Raw genomic sequence first — 17,723 nt, forward strand, 5'->3', positions numbered from 1 at the left:
ATGGCACGCGTGCGAATACGGTTGCTCGGCCCCTTCGAAGTCCAAGGCGACGACGGCGCGGCGGTGGCGGTGCCCGGCGCCCGCATGCGCGCGCTGCTGGCGGCGCTCGCCCTCGAACCCGGCCGGATCGTCCAGCGCTCGCGGCTGGTCGACTGGGTCTGGGGCGACGAGCCCCCCGCCGACGAGGCGAACGCCCTCCAGGTCCTGGTCTCCCGGCTCCGCAAGGCGCTGCCGGAGGGCTCGATCGAGGCGAAGTCCGGCGGCTACCGGCTCGCCGCCGACGAAGACGACGTGGATATAAGCCGGTTCGAGCGCCTCGTCGCCCGCGCCCGCGGCGCCGAGGACCCCGAGCGGGCGGAGTTGCTGCGATCGGCGCTCGACGAGTGGCGCGGCGAGCCCATGGAGGGCATCGCGCTCCTGGGCAGCCGCGCGTTCGACGCCGCCGTGGTGCGGCTGGGCGAGCGCCGCGTCGCCGTGCTCGCCGACCGCGTGGACGCCGAGGTCCGCCTCGGCCGCGGCGCCGACCTGGTCGCCGAACTGACCGACCTGGTGGCGAGGCACCCGCTGCGGGAGGGCTTCGCCGCCGCCTTGATGCGCGCCCTCGCCGAGTCCGGCCGGGGCGCCGAGGCGCTGACGGTGTACCGGCAGCTGTCCGAGCGCCTGGCCGACGAGCTGGGCACCGACCCCTCGGCCGAGCTGTCGGCCCTGCACACCGCGCTGCTGCGCGGCGAGATCGGCGGCCGTCCGCGGCACCACCGGACGAACCTGCGCGCCGAGCTGACCGCGTTCGTCGGCAAGGAGGACGACGTCGCCGCGCTCGCCGAGCTCGCCACCGCGCACCGGCTGGTGACGTTGACCGGCGCGGGCGGCTCGGGCAAGACCAGGCTCGCCGCCGAGACCGCGCGGACGATGCTCGCGGACCTGCCCGACGGCGCGTGGCTCGTGGAACTGGCCCCGCTGCACGAGAGCGGCGAGCTCGCCCAGGCCGTGCTCACCGCGATCGGCCTGCGCGACCAGTCCGTCCCCGGCGAGGCCGCGGGCGGGGACGCCGTGGACCGGCTCGTCGCCGCCGTCCGCGACCGCGCGATGCTGCTGGTCCTCGACAACTGCGAGCACATGATCGAGGAGGCCTCCGCCTTCGCCGACCGGCTCCTGGGCGACTGCCGCGGCCTGCGGATCATCGCCACGAGCCGCGAGCCGCTCGGCATCACCGGCGAGGCGCTGTGGCAGGTCGAGCCGCTCGCCCTGCCCGCAGCGGACGCGGACCCGGCCGAGGCCGCCGCCTCGCCCGCCGTGCGGCTGCTGCGCGACCGGGCCGAGGCGGTGCGCAGGAACATCGGCGACGACGAGCGGACGCTGTCCACGATGGCGCGGATCTGCCGGGCGCTCGACGGGATGCCGCTCGCGATCGAACTGGCCGCGGCCCGGCTGCGCACCATGTCGGTCGACCAGCTCGCCGACCGGATCGACGACCGATTCCTCCTCCTGACCGGCGGCAGCCGCACCGCCCTGCCCCACCACCGGACGCTGCGCGCGGTCGTCGACTGGAGCTGGGACCTGCTCAGCGAGGCCGAGCGCGAGCTGCTGCGGCGCCTGTCGGTGTTCACCGGCGGGGTGAGCCTCGAAGCGGCCGAACGGGTCTGCCCCGAAGGCGAGTACGCGCTCGACCTGCTGACGGCCCTGACCGAGAAGTCGCTGCTGCTGTCCTACGGCGAGGACGCGCCGCGCTACCGCATGCTCAACACCATCGGGGAGTACGCCGCGCAGCGGCTCGCCGAGGCCGGGGACGCCGAGTCGGCGCGCCTGGCCCATCTCGCCTACGTCACCGAGCTCGCCGAGACCGCCGATCCGCACCTGCGCCGGTCCGAGCAGCTCCGATGGCTCGCCGCGCTCGAAGCCGAGCACGACAACATCACCGCCGCCCTGCGCTGGGCGGTCGCCGAAGCACGGGCCGAGGCGGCGATGCGGCTGGCCGGGGCCGCGGGCTGGTACTGGTACCTCAGCGGGCACCGCGCCGAGGGCACCGAGCTGGCCGTCGCGGCCGCCTCCCTGGAAGGCGAGGTCCCCGACGAGGTGAAGGCCCTGGCCTGCACCATCGTGACGCTGTTCGTGACCGCCGGGCACGGCGGCGACCAGTACCAGGCGCAGTGGTGGATCGAGGAGGCGTACCGGCTCGTCCAGCGCAGCGGCCACCGCAGCCCGATGCTCGGATTCGTCACGCCCCTGGCGCGGATGCTGAGCGAGCCGCAGGACTTCCTGTCCGCGTTCGACCCGCTCGTGGCCGACGACGACCCGTGGGTGCGCGCGCAGGCCCGGCACGCCCGCAGCCGCCTGCGGCTCTCCCTCGGCCGCGACGAGACCGATGTGGACAGCGACATGGAGACCGCGCTCGCCCAGTTCCGCGCGCTCGGCGACCGGTGGGGGATCTCCTCGGCGCTCCACTCCCTGGCCGATCGGCTCGCCGCCCGCGGCGAGTTCGCCGCCGCCTGCGGGCACTTCGAGGAGGCGATCGCGGCCGTGGCCGAGATAGGCTCCACTGAGGAGGTCGCGAGCCTGCGGACGCGGCAGGCCCAGCTGTACTGGATGCTCGGCGACGAGGGGGCCGCCTCGTCCGCCATGGCCCGGGCGCAGGGGTTCGCCGACGGGATCACCTGGCCGGACACGGCCGCCGAGGTGGCGCTCGCGAAGGCCCAGCTCGCGTTCTGGCGCGGCGAGGCCGACGAGGCGCGCAGGGAGCTCGCGGCGGTCCGGGCCAGGCCCGGCATCGAGCGCAGCGGCACCCACATCGCGGCCGAGACCTTGGGCGGCTACCTCGCCGAGGATCTCGACCGGGCCCGCGCCCACCTGGCCGAGGCGTTCGAGGCCGCCGTCGAGCTGGGGTATCCGCCGCTGACCGCCCAGGTGCTGGTCGGGATCGCGGACCTGTCGCTGCGGCAGGGGAACGACGAGCGGGCCGTGCGGCTGGTCGCCGCGGGCGACGGCGCGCGCGGGACGCGGGACCGCTCGCAGCCCGACGCCGCCCGGATCCTCGGCGAGGCGCGCCGCCGCCTCGGCGAGACCGCATTCGATGAAGCGCTCCGCGAAGGGGCGCTTCAGGACTGGAGCGAGACGGCCGAGGCCGCCCTCACAGGTCCGTCACGTCGGACCGCGCCAGGAGCAGGCGGCTGAGCTGGAGCAGCGGGAGGCGGCTCGAACTCAGGGTCGGGAACAGCGTGAGCGTGAAGTGCAGCGTGCCGTCGGGCGGCGTGTGCTCGCCGAACCACGCCACGATGTACTCGCTGACCGCCGCCGCGAACGTCGCCGTGTCCGCCTGGATCCTCGTGGGCGAGCCCAGCAGGACCGGCACCACGGCGGCCGGCAGGCCGGTGCCGAGCACCTGCTCGTACGAGCAGTCGAGCCGGATGAACTGCTCGGTCTTCGGGGCCGTGCCCTCGAACAGCAGACCGATCAGCTCCCGCACGTGCTCGACGAGCGGGCGCCGCGCGGTCCCGGTGAACTTCGCGATGTCGAAGGCCCGGTCGCGCTGGAGCCGCGGCGTCACCCTGGAGGCGAACTTGATCCGCGGCGTCGCGTAGACGAACGCCGCCGCCGTCGGGACAATGTGCCCCTCGGCGTCGCGCACGAGGTCGCGGTTGCGGACGACGCGCACCGACGACCACGCGTTCTGGAAGGCCGCGATGTCCAGGCCGCCGCCCGCGAGCCCGCCGAGCAGCGGCTGCCTGCGGTGCATCGTGACGGCCCTGCTCCAGGTGAGCGTCTCGCCGCCGTGCACGAAGCGGAACCGGTCGGTGGTGCCGTCGATGAGTTCGCCGGTCCACTCGACGCCGCCGTCCACCACCGCCAGTTCGGGCGCGGGCATCGGCACGAGCGCGCCGCGCTGCCGGTCCCACACCTTCGCGGTGTTCGCGCCGAGCGTCCGCGTCGCCACCAGTTCGTCCCCCGTGGACGACTTCGACTCCTGCACGGAGAACTCGATCTCCGGGTTCGCCCCCTCGGTCGGCGCGTCCGCCTCCGGCGCGTTCGCGGCGTGCCAGGCGGCCCAGGCCTCCGGCATCGACTCGATGAGCTGGTGGAAGTCGGCCACGAGCTTGCGGGCCCGCAGGTAGGCCTTGCTGCTCGGGTCGAGGTCGAGCTCGTCCGGCACGAGGACCCGCGTCATCGTCTCCAGCATCGCGGGCCACACCGTGATGAACCGGGCGAGGTAGTCGAACAGGTCCAGTGAGCGGGGCGCCATCTGGTACGTCAGCGCGGCGTCGTCGAGGTTGAACACCACCGAGGCGTCGATGGTGTCCTGCGCGACGACGTCCTTCTCGTAGGTGAAGGCGTACCGCCAGCGCTTCGCGTGCTCGACGGCGGCCCGCTGGTCGGCGTCCCCGTCGTCGACGGGCCGGGCGTCCTGGCCCAGCAGCGACGGCGCGCCCGGGATCTCGCGCAGCACGACCGGGATCCGCACCTCGCCGATGTCGGTGTCGAGCGTCGGCGCGCCCGGGCTCTGCCGCTCGAACGGGATGACGAACGACAGCCACGACGACGCCAGGTAGTCGCCGTCCACGCCCTTCTCGATGCCGTGCTCGACGTGGTTCAGCGTGAAGCCGAGGTCGAGCGGCAGGCACGGCTGCGCCGACGGGTCGACCACGCTGATCGCGGTGGTCACGAACGAGGCGCCGGGCGCGAGCTTCGGCCGGGCCACGGTCAGCGACCACGGCCGCTCCGACGCCTCCTCGTCCCCACTCCCGCCCGCGGTGACCTTCGCGGACAGCGGTCCGTAGAACCGCGGCGCGTAGGTGCCGTTCGCGGGGTCGTCCCGGTACGGCGAGGAGACCTCCGCGGCGTACTGCGCGATCGCCGAGACGGTGTACGCGCCCGCCGCCTTGGCGAGGATCTGCTGGCGCATCGCCTCGACGGCGTCGGCCAGCGGCGCGCCCGCCTCGGGCGGCGGCTCGGTCAGGATCTGCTCGACGGTCCCGGCGATGGCGGCGGCGAGCTTCGTCTTGACGTCGAGGATCTGCTGCAGATAGCCGTTGTCGCCGGGGTCGACGTGGTCGATGAGGAACGCCGCGCCCGCGAAGTCGGGCGAGAGGAACCGGTCGAGCGCTTCGAGGGCTTGGCGCCCCCAGGTGTCCATCGCGATGCCGGTGAACGCCGTCTCGGTGGTCTTCGACCAGTCGATGCCGGTCTGCGGGTCGTAGGCGACGATCGGCACGTCGCCGCGCGAGGTCAGCACGTTCGCCAGCGGGCGCGGCGCGTAGTAGCGGGCCGGTCCGGCCACGGCGAAGCCGATGCCCGCGTCGCCGGGCCCGCCCGGCTCGGTCCGCAGCCGCACGACCCACACCGAGTCGTCGTCGGCCGCCCGCTGCTGCGAGCGGCCCGTGGCCGCCTTCAGGAAGACCGGCGCCTCGGCGTAGGCCGCCTCGAACGCGGTCGCGAACGCGGTGAGCGTGCGGGTCTGGCCGCCCGCCTTCTCCAGGCGCGGCATGACCGCCGTCGTGCAGGACTCGGCGGTGCCGCCGCGGAAGGCGTCGTCGACCTGGTCGGCGGGGCGGGCGACGGTGACGGCGACGCGCAGCGCGAACAGGTCCTCCTTCTGGGACGCCTCGACGGGAATCGCGATCGGCGCCAGCGCGGGCGGCGTCGCCGACTCGCCCTTGGACACCGCGGTGAGGTAGGTGACCGCGGCGGCGGCGAACGCCTGGAACGGCGCCGTTTCGAGCTTGTGCGGCGTCTCGCCGTCGAGCGTGGTCGCGGCCGAGACGGTGACGCCCTCGGCGGCGAGCTGCCGCACGACCGCCTGGTACGTCCGCAGGTCGGCGAGCGCCCGCTGCTGCCAGTCCGGCAGGGCGTTCGGGTCGGCCGAGGCCACCGGCGGCGCGCCGTGGACGTAGGACGAGGTGTCGAAGGCGAATTCGAGCACCAGGTCCCGCGAGCCGCCGTCGGCGCGGAAGCGGTAGTCGACGCCGAGGCCCGGCCAGTTCGCGAGCCCGAGCACGGCGTCGGAGTAGCCGACCCGCAGCGGGGCCGCGTTCTGCGGCTGCGCCGGGCCGAGCGCCGGTTCGGTCATCACCGAGGCGGCCACGTTGCCGAACATGTCGCGCGGCGTGAACATGACCTGTGCGTAGCCGCCGACGCCGTCGTAGGGCGAGCCGCCCGCCTCGACGGCCGACCCGGCGACGTAGAGGACCTGGTCGTAGGTCCACGGCTCCGCCGCGCGGATCGCCTTGGTGTGCAGTTCGGCCCTGCTCTTCGGTGCCGCGGACTGCGAGGTGGGCCCCACCGGCAGCGCGTCGCTCGTCGCCTTGAACGAGACGTTGGCGGCGAGCCCGAAGCCCAGGAGGTTGAACTGGGCGCCGAGCGTCGGGGCCGCGTCCTGCGAGCCGGTCCCCGGGTTGGCCCTGGTCACCTTGAAGCCGACGTTCCCCGGCGGAATGGCGCCGATCCGGTCGACGTACCGGTCCGTGAACGCGAGCTTGCCGCCGGAGGCGAACAGCTTGACGTCGGCGTTGGTCACCGCCAGGTGCGCCACGGGCACGCCGAACTTCCGCTCGATCGCGCGCAGGCTCGCGTACTCGGCTCCGGTGACGGTCCGGTCGGGGATCCGCAGCAGCGTGAGGGCGGCCAGCGGGTCGAACGACACGCCGGGGTTGCGGTCCTTGATCGCCTGCGCCTCGACGCCGTACGCCGTGGCGATCTCATCGAGCGTCTCGATCGCCGGGTGCCCTTGGTAGGGCCCGTGGACCTGGTGGACGATGCCGGTCACGGCCACCTGCGCGGCCTTGTCGAGCGCGGCCTCGGCCGCCGCCTCGGCGAGCGCCGTCAGCTCGATCCGGTAGTCGGCGGCCAGGCCCGCGAGCGTCTCGGTGCCCGTGGCGGTGTACTCGACCGGCTGCCCGGCCGAGACGGCGCTGAGGTCGTGGTGCGCCGGGTCGAAGCCGTCGCCGATCAGGGCGGCGTTGACGCCCGGGTGGACGAGGTCGCCGTCCGCGGCGTGGACGGCGACGACCGTCAGGACCGCGGTGTCGCCGTCGGCGAAGACGCTCTCGGGCAGGCCCTTGCCGTCGCCGCGCCGGTAGGTCAGGAAGAACCCGCCCGAGCGGGTGACGCTCGACTCCCACAGCAGCCGCAGGAAGTCGCCCGGGTCGTTGAGCAGGCCGGTGGTCGGCACCTGCTCGGCGGCGCCCTCGTCGTCGAACGCGCCGGTCGGGTTGGTGTCGGTCGACAGGTTCGTCTTGACCAGGTAGGCGCGGGCGTCGTTCAAGGCGGCGGCGACATAGCCCGAGGGCGCCTGGCCGGTGCCGTTCGCGCCGGTCAGGAACAGCACGGCCGCCACCGACGCCGGGTCGTCCGGCGAGATGAGCGCTTCGAGCGCGGCCGTCCCGGCCTCGTCGGCGCCGAGGACCTCGTACGTGGTCGGCTCGCCTGAGTTCCGCTTGATCTGCACGTCGACCGAGGTCGTCCAGTCGTAGTGGACGGGCGCGGACTGGACCGGCGGGTCGCCCTGCGAGGTGACGGCGAGGGTGAGCGCGGGCCGCAGCGCCCGGTGCTCGCCGAGCGCGTCGATCAGCGCGCTGGAGGCGAACCAGAGTCTCGGCTGCGCGGCGGGCGGCGGCGCGCCGCCGCCGAACTGGTAGGGCAGCGGCTCGGCCGACTGCACGACGGCGGTGCGGCGCAGTTGGAACCGACGCGGGTCGTCGTGGTGGGCGGGCAGCGCCTCGATCGATTGCACCGTCGCCGGTACGCCGCCGGTGGTGGCCACGCCCAGGAGCTTCGACGCCAGCGAGAGCGCGCCGCTGATGTCGAGCTGGACCGAGCGCGACTCGTCGGGCCAGCGGATCCAGTCCGGCGCCTCGTCCATCGACAGCGTCGCCGTCTGCGCCGCAGGCAGGTCGATCTGCTGCCAGGTGAGGTCGTAGAGGGCCTTCGGTGCGCCGAGCCCGTTGGCCTCCGGCGCGGGCGGACGCATGCCGTAGAGCAGGAACCTGGCGTTCGCGCCGGACAGGTGGGCGGCCGCCTCGGCGGCGCGCATCTGGCCGAGCAGCTGGTCCGGGCTCAGCGCCGTCAGTTTCGGCGCGGTGATGTGGAGCGTGCCGTCGGGGTCGGCGAACAGTCCGCCGACGTTCCGCACGGCGGTCCCCACCTCGCCGATCGGCAGCCCGAACGCGGCGGCCACCGACGCGAGCGTGTCGTTCGCCTGCGTCTTGTAGACCACGGACGGCAGGCGCAGCACCGCGAGCGGCACGATCGCGTCGCGGCTGCCCAGCAGCGCGGTGGTGAGCGTTTCGGCGCTCCACCCCGGCGAGGCGCTGACGGACCGGAACGTGTCGGTCTCGGTCACCGTGTGCCGCAGTTCGCCGCTGGCGAGCACCGCGCCGGTGCGCAGGAGGCCGCGGACGTCGGCGTTGCCCGCGTCGGTGACGACCGAGGCCGGGTCGATGACGCCGAAGGCGGACATGACACCGTCGAAGGTGTCGGTGGCGGTGAACTGGTAGGCGACGCCGGTCAGCGGCAGGTTCGCCGAGGCGGCGAGCGGGAGGCGGGCGTTGGCGGCGGCGAGGTCGGCCGCGGAGACGGTGTTGCCCGCCGCGTCGAGCCCGTCCGCGATCGCCGACAGCGACTTCCCGCCGTAGAGGCAGGTGTAGGCGTCGAAGGCGTCGAGTCCGGCGCGCAGCATCCCGCGCGCGAGCATGAGCACGACGTCTTCGAACACCGCCGCGGTGTAGGACGTCTCGCCGCCGTCGGCCACGTCCGCGGCCCCCTGGGCGGGGGCCCCGGCGTACTGCTTCTCCAGCTCGTCCTGGTAGGCGGCGGCGAGTTCGGCGAAGTAGGCCCGCAGCCCCTTCAGATAGTCGTCATCCACTTTGGTGCACTGGTCGAAGCGCCGGTCGACGCCCTCGGTCCGGAGCCGCAGCTGCGGGATCATCGGGATCGGGACCGCGCTGGCCATGGTCTTGCCGGTCGGCTGCACCGCGAAGCTCAGGTGCGGGAACAGGCCCGCGACGATGTCCGACTCGTAGCGGATCGGCCGGTGCTCAGTCGTGCTCGTCAAATAGTCGTAGGCGGCCGCGACCCTGGCGCGGTCGGTGGCGGTGGTCCGGAACTCGCCGATGGCCGGTCTGCCGCCGTCCTTGCCTCCGAACGCGGCGACCGCCCAGACGAAGACCGTTTCGGCGAGCCGCTCGAACGAGGTGGCGGCGGGCGGCAGCGCCGCACCGGCCGCGGGCGGGCTCGCGGGCTTCGCGTTCGGGTCGGGCCCGTCGATGTAGAGCATCGCGACGAGCTTTCCCGCCGTCTTGCCCGCATCGGCGGGATCGCCCGCCACGGAGGGCTGCATGATGAAGTTGACGTCGATCTGCGCCCTGTCGTCGTCGGCGGTGGCCCCGAACGGCGCGAAGTCGAGCGCCTCCACGAAGGCGTCGTACCGCGCGGGCGACAGCGCGCGCCCGTCGGCCGCCTCGGCGCCGCCGAGCGTGCCCCACGGCGCGGGCGTGTCGGAGCCGAGCGTGAACGACTCGCGCACGGTCATCGAGAACGACAGGTGCACCGAGATCGAGAACAGGCCGAGGTCGATCTTGACCGTCAGCGCCACGTCGACGTTCGCGACGAACGCGACCTCGAACTTCCGGTGCGCCTCGATGACCGCCTGGAGCGAGATGGTGACGGTGAGGTTCAGGTTCGCCTTGACGATGGCGAAGTCGATCGAGCCGTAGATCTTGCCGATGATGCCGATCGTGCCGGCGATCCGGTAGTAGTAGGACTTGCCGACGTCCGAGGACCGGACGGCGGGCAGGCGCGAGTCACCGGCCGGGTTCCAGGTGGCGATGACGCCCTCGATGATGCCGAAGACGGTGAGGCTGGCCCCGGCCTTCATGATCCCGGCCGAGATGTCCTTGCCGAGGCCGAGCTGGAGGCCCAGCCCGAACTCGATGACCGGGTCGAAGGTCCCCGGGTTCGACGGCTTCGCCAGGCTCGTGGAGGTGGCGCCGGTGAGCTTGGCGAAGTAGAAGCCGCCGGCGCCGGTGAACGGGAAGTACTGGATGCCGAACGACCGCGAGAAGTCGTTCTGGTACGGGAAGCCGAAGTCGATCTTGAAGTCGCCGTTGGTGTAGATGTCGAGCCCGACGTTCGGCAGCGTGATGGACAGCGTGCCGAACTGGAGCATCCGCATCGAGTCGGGCAGCGTGATCCGGGCCTGGTAGACCCCGATCGTGTCGGTGACCTTCTTGTAGAGGATCTCGAAGTCGAGGTTCTTGAACGGGCCCGCCTTCTCCCCGGCCAGGGCGATCCGCAGGCCGTAGAGCAGCGGGTCGACGAAGACGATCTCGACCTCGACCGTGCCCGCGACGAACAGCACGTGCAGTCCGGTGAGCCACGGCGCCGAGGAGTCGAAGGTCGGCCCGGCGGGCAGCCCGTCCGAGGGGGTGTCGGTGAAGTCGGCGAGCATCTTCACGGCCTTGTCGATCGACGCGGCCTTCTCGATCCCGGGGACGGTGACGCGCTGGCCGAGCGCCAGCAGCCGCAGGTCCACGAGGGAGCCGCTGCCGGGCACGTCCGGGGTCTTGTCGAGCGGGTCGAACGCGGGCACGGGCGCGCCGCCGATGAACGTCGCGTCGAGCTCGACCGTGACCTTGCCCTCGACCTTGCTGATCTTGAGGCCCTTGAGCGTGATGAAGCCGAGGTCGAGCGGCTCGGACAGCTCGTAGTCGACGCTGGCCTTGCGCGGGGTGGACTTCAGGTCGAACTCGATGGCGAAGCCGCGCAGGGACAGCCCGTTGAGCACGCTCCACGGTGGAGGCAGCCGGTAGTCGTCCTCGCCCAGGACCAGCCCGATGACCTGGCCGAGGACCTCGCCGAGCGTGGCCTCGCCGACCGAGAACTTCAGGACCGACTTGGTGAGGTCGTACTCGGCGGTGAACGCGCCCCAGGTGACGGTGACGGTCTTGCTCGCGCCGCTGGTGAACTTGTAGCCGATGGTGACCCGGGCGCCGATGCCCGGGATCGTCGTGCCGAAGGAGAAGCTCCCCGAGGTCTCGGGCTTCTCGCCCGCCACGTGCTTGAGCGCGGCGTTCGCGTCGATCGTGTAGGTGCCGAGCGGGCCGAGGCTGAGGTCGCGCAGTTGGAGCGTGGCGCCGGTGTCGACCGACGCGGGGGCCTCGCCGCCGGTGTGGGCCTTGAGCTGGATGCCGGAGACGGCGACGTGGTCGAGGAACGCCGGGATCGCCGCGCTCGGGAACAGCCGCTGCAGGAAGTCCTTGAGGGACACGGAGGCGCCCGGCGGCATGGAGGCCTCGAAGTCCCAGCCCTCGCCGGTGGCGTAGGCGGCCTGCACGTCGAGCGGGAAGCCGGCCATGACCAGCATCGCGCTCAGCTCGGCGCTGTAGGCGCGCCCGCTCGTCGAGGCCTGCGAGCCGAGCGTGACCTGCACGGCGCTGAGCACCAGCACGCCGGTGCCCAGCGGGTCGAAGATCGCGTCGCCGCCGAGGTACAGCGAGTAGTCCTTGCGCGGGACGTCCACGTCCAGCGCGAAGTCGGTCAGGACGAGGTCCGTCTTCGACGGCGGGGTGACGGCGCCGCCGGTGATGGTCTGGAGCACCTTGGCGAACGACACCTTGCCGGTGAAGCCGCCCCACAGCCGCATGTCGGTGGAGATGCCGACCTCGAACTCGCCGTCGAAGAGCTCCTTGTAGAACTCGAAGTAGGTGGTGAACGTGAGCTTGCCGTCCCACTCCGCGCCGTCGCGCTGAAGCTCCCAGACGACGTCGAACTCGTCGATGGTGAACTGGTCGAACACGGGCACCGGTTTTGTGGAGCCGACCCGCGTGGTGAGCGCGTTGATCGTCGGCGACTTGACCGAGGTGCGGGCCTCCAGGTCCTTGAACGCGACGCTCTGGAGGGCGGTGCGCAGGGGCGCGGGCACGGCGCTGCCCCACGTCTGGCCGCCGAGGAGCGCGAACAGCGCGTCGGGCGTCATCGCCTTCTGCGGGTCGGCGGCGACACTGATCACGAACTCGACCGGCTTGTCGAGCAGCAGCGCGGTGAAGTCGACGGCGAGCCCGTCGCCGATGTCGAGCTTCATGCCGAAGGCGTAGACGACGGAGCGCTTGCCCGTCTTGGCCCCGTACTGGACGCGCAGTTCCACGAACGGCGAGTGCAGCTTCAGCGGCGGCAGCTTGGCGAGCGTCCCGCCGAGCTCGGCCCGCAGGCGCATCGCGGGCATGACGGGGTCGGCGCTCACGTCGACGGTGCCCCAGAACGGGAACGTCTCGTGGCTCGGCGTCAGGAACGCCAGCGTCTGCTCCAGCAGCTGGTCCATCTTCAGCAGGCTCGCGAAGTTCAGGCCCGCCTCGGCGGTGATGTCGGCGGCCTTGGCCTTGAAGCCGGTGACCTGCTGCGAGGCGAACACGAACGACGGTGCCGCGTAGGTGATCTGGTCGAACGGGTAGCCCCGCATGTACGGGAAGCTGTCGCTCAGCTTCCAGTCGGTGAGCGTGAACTCGGCGGTGACGACCAGCGCCGCCGATCCACTGGCGACGGTGAAGCGCAGGTCCACCGCCGCGTCGGTCAGGCCGATGCCCGGCAGCGTCGCGGTGCCCGCGGTGATCCGCAGTTCGGTGGCGGACGGGTCGGGAATCTGCGCCGACTGGACATGCAGAGTCCACAGTGTTCCGGACGTGAGCCCGAACGCCTTGCCCACGACGCTGTCGTAGTCGGCGGGCAGAGTGAGGCCGGTGCCGCCGGTCAGCGTCGCCGCGTCGAGCGGGACGGGTCCGGCGGCGGCCTTGGAGCGCAGCTGCTGCGCGAGTTCGGTGAGAGCCATAAGAAATCGAACACCAGTGGTAGATGGTCGCTGACGCCGTAGGCGAGCGCGTAATTGTCGATGTCCCGGAACAGATCGGTCTCATCGTCGAACGTCATCCCGTTGGGGTTGTAACCGTTCGGGACGTTGAGCGCGACGGGCGAGGCCAGGACCGAGTTGTAGGGCAGGACGCCGGGCGGTACGCCGCCCGGCGGCGGATGCACCCCGTTGTAGGGCGCGCCGCTCACGATGTTGGCGATCGTCGCGTTGTTCACCGCCGCTCCGCCGCGGACGAACGCGTTGTCGATCGAGTCGTACTGGCCGTACTGGTCGACGCCGGACATGTAGCCGAACGCCGGGTAGCCGTCGGTGTCGCCGGGGTCGGCGGTGTGGATCGGTTTGATGTGCGTGCTCAGGTAGCCGCGCGCCGGGTAGCCGGCCGGCATGGCGGCGCCGCCGGTGGTGTCGACGACTTTGGTGAAGGCGGCGGCGAACGGCGCGTAGGCGACCCCGGTCGCGGCGGCGTCGAACAGGCTGACGTTGAAGTCGCCCGCCACCACGACCGTCTCGTTGGCGTGGACGTTCTGCACCTCCGCCAGGTTGCCGATCGCCGCGGTGGCCAGTGTGGACGGCGCGGCGGCGACGCCAGCGGCGCCGCCCTCCTGGCTCGGCGTCGTGTGGCAGGCGACGATGGCGTAGTTCCGCGCCGCCGTCGAGTCGTAGAACGTCGTGCGGAACGGGTAACGTTTGCCGGTGCCGCCGAACCGCACGCGGGCCCCTGCGGCGGAATAGCGCCACTGCCCGGCGAGCTGCCGTTCGACCAGGCCGACGTTGTAGCGGTTGTTGCCCGCCGGGACGGTGCGGTTGTCGACCGTCGGCGCCGTGAAGGCCCGCCGGTACTCGGGCGGGTAGACGTGGGGGGCGCTGTTGCGCGTGGCCGGTCCGTAGCCGCCGGGCCAGCGCCACGGCCCGGTGAAGTACAGCGTCGGCGTCCGCCGGAAGTACACCAGGACGCCCTCGCCGGCGTTGCCCCTGCCGCTGATGACCGGCGGGATGAGCGCCCACTGCGGGTCGTCGTGCATGCGCAGGTATCCCAGCAGCCGCATGGACCCCGCGTCTCGCAGGAGCGTGCCGCGTCCGGTGTGCCTGCCGGGGCGGGCCTCGACGATGACGATGAAGTCGGGCCGGTTCGCCGTGATCGTGTTGAAGAGCGCGTCGAGGTAGTTCTGCGCGGCGTTGGTGCCCCACTCCTCCTCGTCGTCGCGCTTGCGTTTGCGCTTGCGCACGAAGAACTTGTCCTCGCTGAAGCTCTGGACGTTCCAGAAGACCATCCGCGGCATCAGGCGCCTCCCGTGATCGACGACGGCTGTTGCTGTTCCCGTTTCGGTTCGCGGTTGACCGCGGCGTACCACCCGACGACGTCGCGCTTGCCGGGGTCGGGGTTGCCGAACACGATGAACGCCGTCGACGTGCCGGTCGGCAGCGAGATGCCCAGCAGGGACAACAGGACGTTGGTCAGTCGCAGCACGAAGGTCTTGGATTTCGGGTCGCGGTAGAGCAGGGTGCGGCCGATGGTCAGCTTGAGCACGCCTTGCAGCGAGAAGCCGCGGGAGGTGCCGCTGACGCCCGGCAGCGACAGGCCGATCCACAGCCGGTACCCGTTGCCCTGGCTCTGCGGCCCCCACGCCACCATGAGCCGCGCGGCGAACCCGGCCGAGGCGGCGAGCGCGCCCGGCGTGCCGAGATCCAATGTGTACACCAGTGCGTACCACTGCCCGCCGAGCGGATCGGTGGGCAGCGACAGCGCGTTGACCGGCAGGTAGCCCAGGTCGCCCGGCTTCGCGGTGCTCGCCGTGATCCCGGTGAGGGTCAGCGGCATCCTGGCGTAGAGGCTGTCGCCGCGCGCCTGGGCGACGGTCGGCGCGAACGTCATCTGGTCGACGCGGAAGGCGAACGACGGCGTGCCGGGCGAGGCGGTGTTGAACGACATGTCCAGGTGCAGTTCGGCGAACGGCAGTCCGCTGCCCGCCGGGTCGGTCCCCTCGGCGTCACCCCCGAAGGACAAGACGTCCAGCGGCGTGCGCGTCGTGCCGTCGTCGGCGCTGACCGACGCGAAGTCGAGGAAGCCCTGGAAGGAGAAGCGCGAGACGACCTCGGCATCGTCGGCGCGCAGCGTGGAGAACGAGGCCCGGACCGTCTCGATGCCGCGCCAGAGGTTGCTCACCGGAAGGAACCTCGCGTCGGCGTCGGTGCCGAAGATGTAGACGCCGACGCCGTCGTGGTTCTCGTAGGTGCCGTCCAGGACGAGCGAGTTGCTCGGCGCCTCGACGCCGTTCAGGGTCAGGCCGCCGATCTGGTCGCCGAAGAGCCGGTCGAGCGTGATCTGCGACTTGCTGGCGAACGCCGTGATCTCGGCGTTGGCGAACAGCGTCTTGAGCGACAGGACGCGGAAGGCGTAGTCGCCGCCGCCCACGACCGGGGTCGGCAGGTCTTGCGGGGCCCCGGCGTCGAGTCCGGCGGCGTAGGTCGGATCGAGGTAGTAGACGGTGGCGAACAGCGAGCTGTTGCCGTCGGCGCGCAGCTGGCCGTCCGCGGTGTCGACGAAGCCGAGGTCGATGCCGACGTGGTGGGCGTTGAAGTCGTCGAGATCGATTCCGGCGGCGAGGCCGCGCAGCTCCTGCGGCAGCGCCGAGGCGTCGACGTCGACGCGCAGGGCGAGGATGCCGCGCCACGACTCCGAGGTGACCGCGTCGACGAACTTCGCGAAATAGGCGCCGTCGGGGCCCTGGGCCAGCTGCTTCGCCTGGTCGATGTAGGCGGCCAGCCATTCGGCGACGTCGGCCGGGTCGGCGTTGAAGTCCTTTGCCGCCGTCCACTTCGCGATGTCGCCGATGCGCTGCTCGATCGAGCCGTCGCAGAACTTGAACAGCAGCACGTTGCGGTAGTCGCCGGGGTCGGAGCGGGTGCCCGTGCGGATGTCGAAGGGCCAGCCCTGCGGGCGCAATTGGTCCTCGAACACGGTCGTCGACGTCCCGGCCGCCTTGGACGGGTTCCACGGCGCCTTCGGCTTGGTGACGACGAGGAACTGCTGGTTGGTCTGGAAGGCGGCGCGGAGCGTGTCGTCGACGTCGTCGAACGCGAGCGTGGTGACGGTCGGCGACTCCTCGGGGGAGGGCGACCACGACGTCTGCGCCAGGTGCAGCCGCTTCCAGTCGCCGCTGCCGTCGGAGGCGAGGTCGGCGATGAAGCCCTGCGGGGTCGTCACCCGCATCGGCTGCGCCGCATCTCCGGTGGCATCGCCGGTGGCGTCATCGGCACCGGTGGCATCGACGGCGAACGCCGTCTCGGCGAGCGTCGCGGGCGTCGGCTTGTGCGACGCCGCCGAGATCCGCGCCCGCCGCTCGACGGCGAGGACGTCGCGTTCGAGCGCGGCGACGTCGTCGGCGCTGAAGGTGTCGGGGTGCGCGTCGAACACCACCTGGCCGTACGGCGCCATGGGGAACGAGCCGCTCGCGGCGGCGTCGCGCAGGACGGCGGCCGGTGTCTCCCGGTGCTCCAGGTAGGGGACGCCGGTCTTGTCGCCGTGGCCGAACATGGCCGAGCCCTGCGGCTGGGAGAGGTAGACCGGGGCGGTCGTCAGGGGCTGCGCGGCCCGCGCCGTGATGGTCGCCCACGAGGTGCGGAAGCGGTCGGACAGCCGCGGCGGATGGCCGTCCTGCACGGTGTCGGCCAGCAGCGGCGAGTACGCGTCGGCGTCGGGGTGGAAGGCGAGCCGCGATCCCGGCGGGTCGAAGACGACCGACTCCAGCGGCGAGAGTCCGCACATCACCCGGGCGGCCGGGGGCTTGGAGTCCCCGGCGGCCAGCGTGAACGGCCCCGAGGGGGTCAGGTAGTAGGACGCGTGCTGCCGTTGATTCGGCGAGTCGACGGTGATCATGTCGTCCTGGACCACCAGCCGGGACTCGCCCGCCTGGGGCACGAGCCGCACGGGGTGGGCGAAGTCGTCGCGCAGGCCGCTCGCCATCGGCGCGCAGTCGCCGTCGCCGGGCGCCCGGAAGGCGAACGCCGTGCGGCCGTGGTCGAGTGGGCGCAGCGGGTCGTAGCTGACGTCGAACGGCACCGGCGCGCCGCCGACCGGCGGCCCGAACACGGGGTAGCGCTGGCTGATGACCCGCCCGTCGCGCTCGGTGAAGTACTTGAGTCCCACGTCGAGGAGCGTGAAGTCGTCGTGCTGGGGGTCGTCGGACACGGTCAGCTTGAGGCCGAACCGCAGCGTGCCGCCGGTGGGCCCGTCGAGGGGCACCGACACGGGGCTGTCGAGGCTTGAGATGGTCTTCGGCGCGTACTTGTTGGCGAGCAGCGTGATGCCCGCGCTGCCGTTGGGCGCCAGCCGCAGCGACGACGTCTCGACGTCGCAGTAGAGGTAGGCGGAGTCGGCCACGGCCAGTCCGATGCCGCGGGTGGTGATCCGGCTTTCCCCGTTGTTCCAGCCGTGGACCTTGCCCGGATCGTTCGGGTCGCGCGAGCCGGTCGCGAAGGGGATGGTGCCGGGCAGCGCCGAAGGGTCCTTCGAGGTGGGATCGCCGAAGAACAGGTAGCGGTAGCCGAAGCCGCCCGCCTTCACGTTCAGGGCGCGGACCGCGGTGAGCAGGCGCCCGAGGTAGCCGCCGGGGTCGGACGGCCGCTCGGCGGCGACGATGTAGACGCCGCCGTTCTGGCCGGCGAGCGGCTTGCCGAGGTAGTCGGACCACGACTGGGCGAAGGTCAGCGCGTCCGGCGTGCTGCCGATGGTGAAGGTGGCGAACGCCGTCCAGCCGGGTCCGGCGGCGCCCGCGGGGCGCTCGTAGAGGGAGGCCGTGAAAGGCACGGCCGCCACTTTGGTGAAGAAGGGCGGGTCGTTCGCGGGTTCGGGCATGGCCGCGGTCTCCGATCGCTT

General features: G+C 72.2%; 4 protein-coding genes. 1 reads left to right on the top strand and 3 read right to left on the bottom strand.

Annotated elements, in window-relative coordinates:
* Positions 1 to 9: 9 nt before the first annotated feature.
* Entirely contained in the window at positions 10 to 3,168 is a 3,159-nt protein-coding gene (locus tag H613_RS25490; RefSeq protein WP_051393142.1) for an AfsR/SARP family transcriptional regulator, read from the top strand.
* Here the strand turns inward: H613_RS25490 and H613_RS0108995 are convergent.
* From H613_RS0108995 to H613_RS0109005, 3 genes are read right to left on the bottom strand one after another with little or no spacing between them, the layout of a single operon-like run.
* Complete coding sequence (locus H613_RS0108995) at positions 3,125 to 12,808, bottom strand: hypothetical protein (RefSeq protein ID WP_026923532.1); 9,684 nt, start codon at positions 12,806 to 12,808, stop codon at positions 3,125 to 3,127. The two genes, H613_RS25490 and H613_RS0108995, sit on opposite strands and share 44 nt — an antisense overlap.
* Positions 12,730 to 14,127, bottom strand: a complete 1,398-nt coding sequence (locus tag H613_RS0109000) for an endonuclease/exonuclease/phosphatase family protein (RefSeq protein ID WP_026923533.1) — start codon at positions 14,125 to 14,127, stop codon at positions 12,730 to 12,732. The genes H613_RS0108995 and H613_RS0109000 overlap by 79 nt, the downstream gene beginning before the upstream one ends.
* Positions 14,127 to 17,702 carry a hypothetical protein gene (locus tag H613_RS0109005; RefSeq protein ID WP_026923534.1) on the bottom strand — a complete coding sequence of 1,192 codons (3,576 nt, stop codon included), beginning with the start codon at positions 17,700 to 17,702 and terminating at the stop codon, positions 14,127 to 14,129. The genes H613_RS0109000 and H613_RS0109005 overlap by 1 nt, the downstream gene beginning before the upstream one ends.
* Between the last annotated feature and the right edge of the window lie 21 nt (positions 17,703 to 17,723).

It is taken from the genome of Glycomyces arizonensis DSM 44726, from assembly GCF_000482705.1.
Taxonomy (GTDB): domain Bacteria; phylum Actinomycetota; class Actinomycetes; order Mycobacteriales; family Micromonosporaceae; genus Glycomyces; species Glycomyces arizonensis.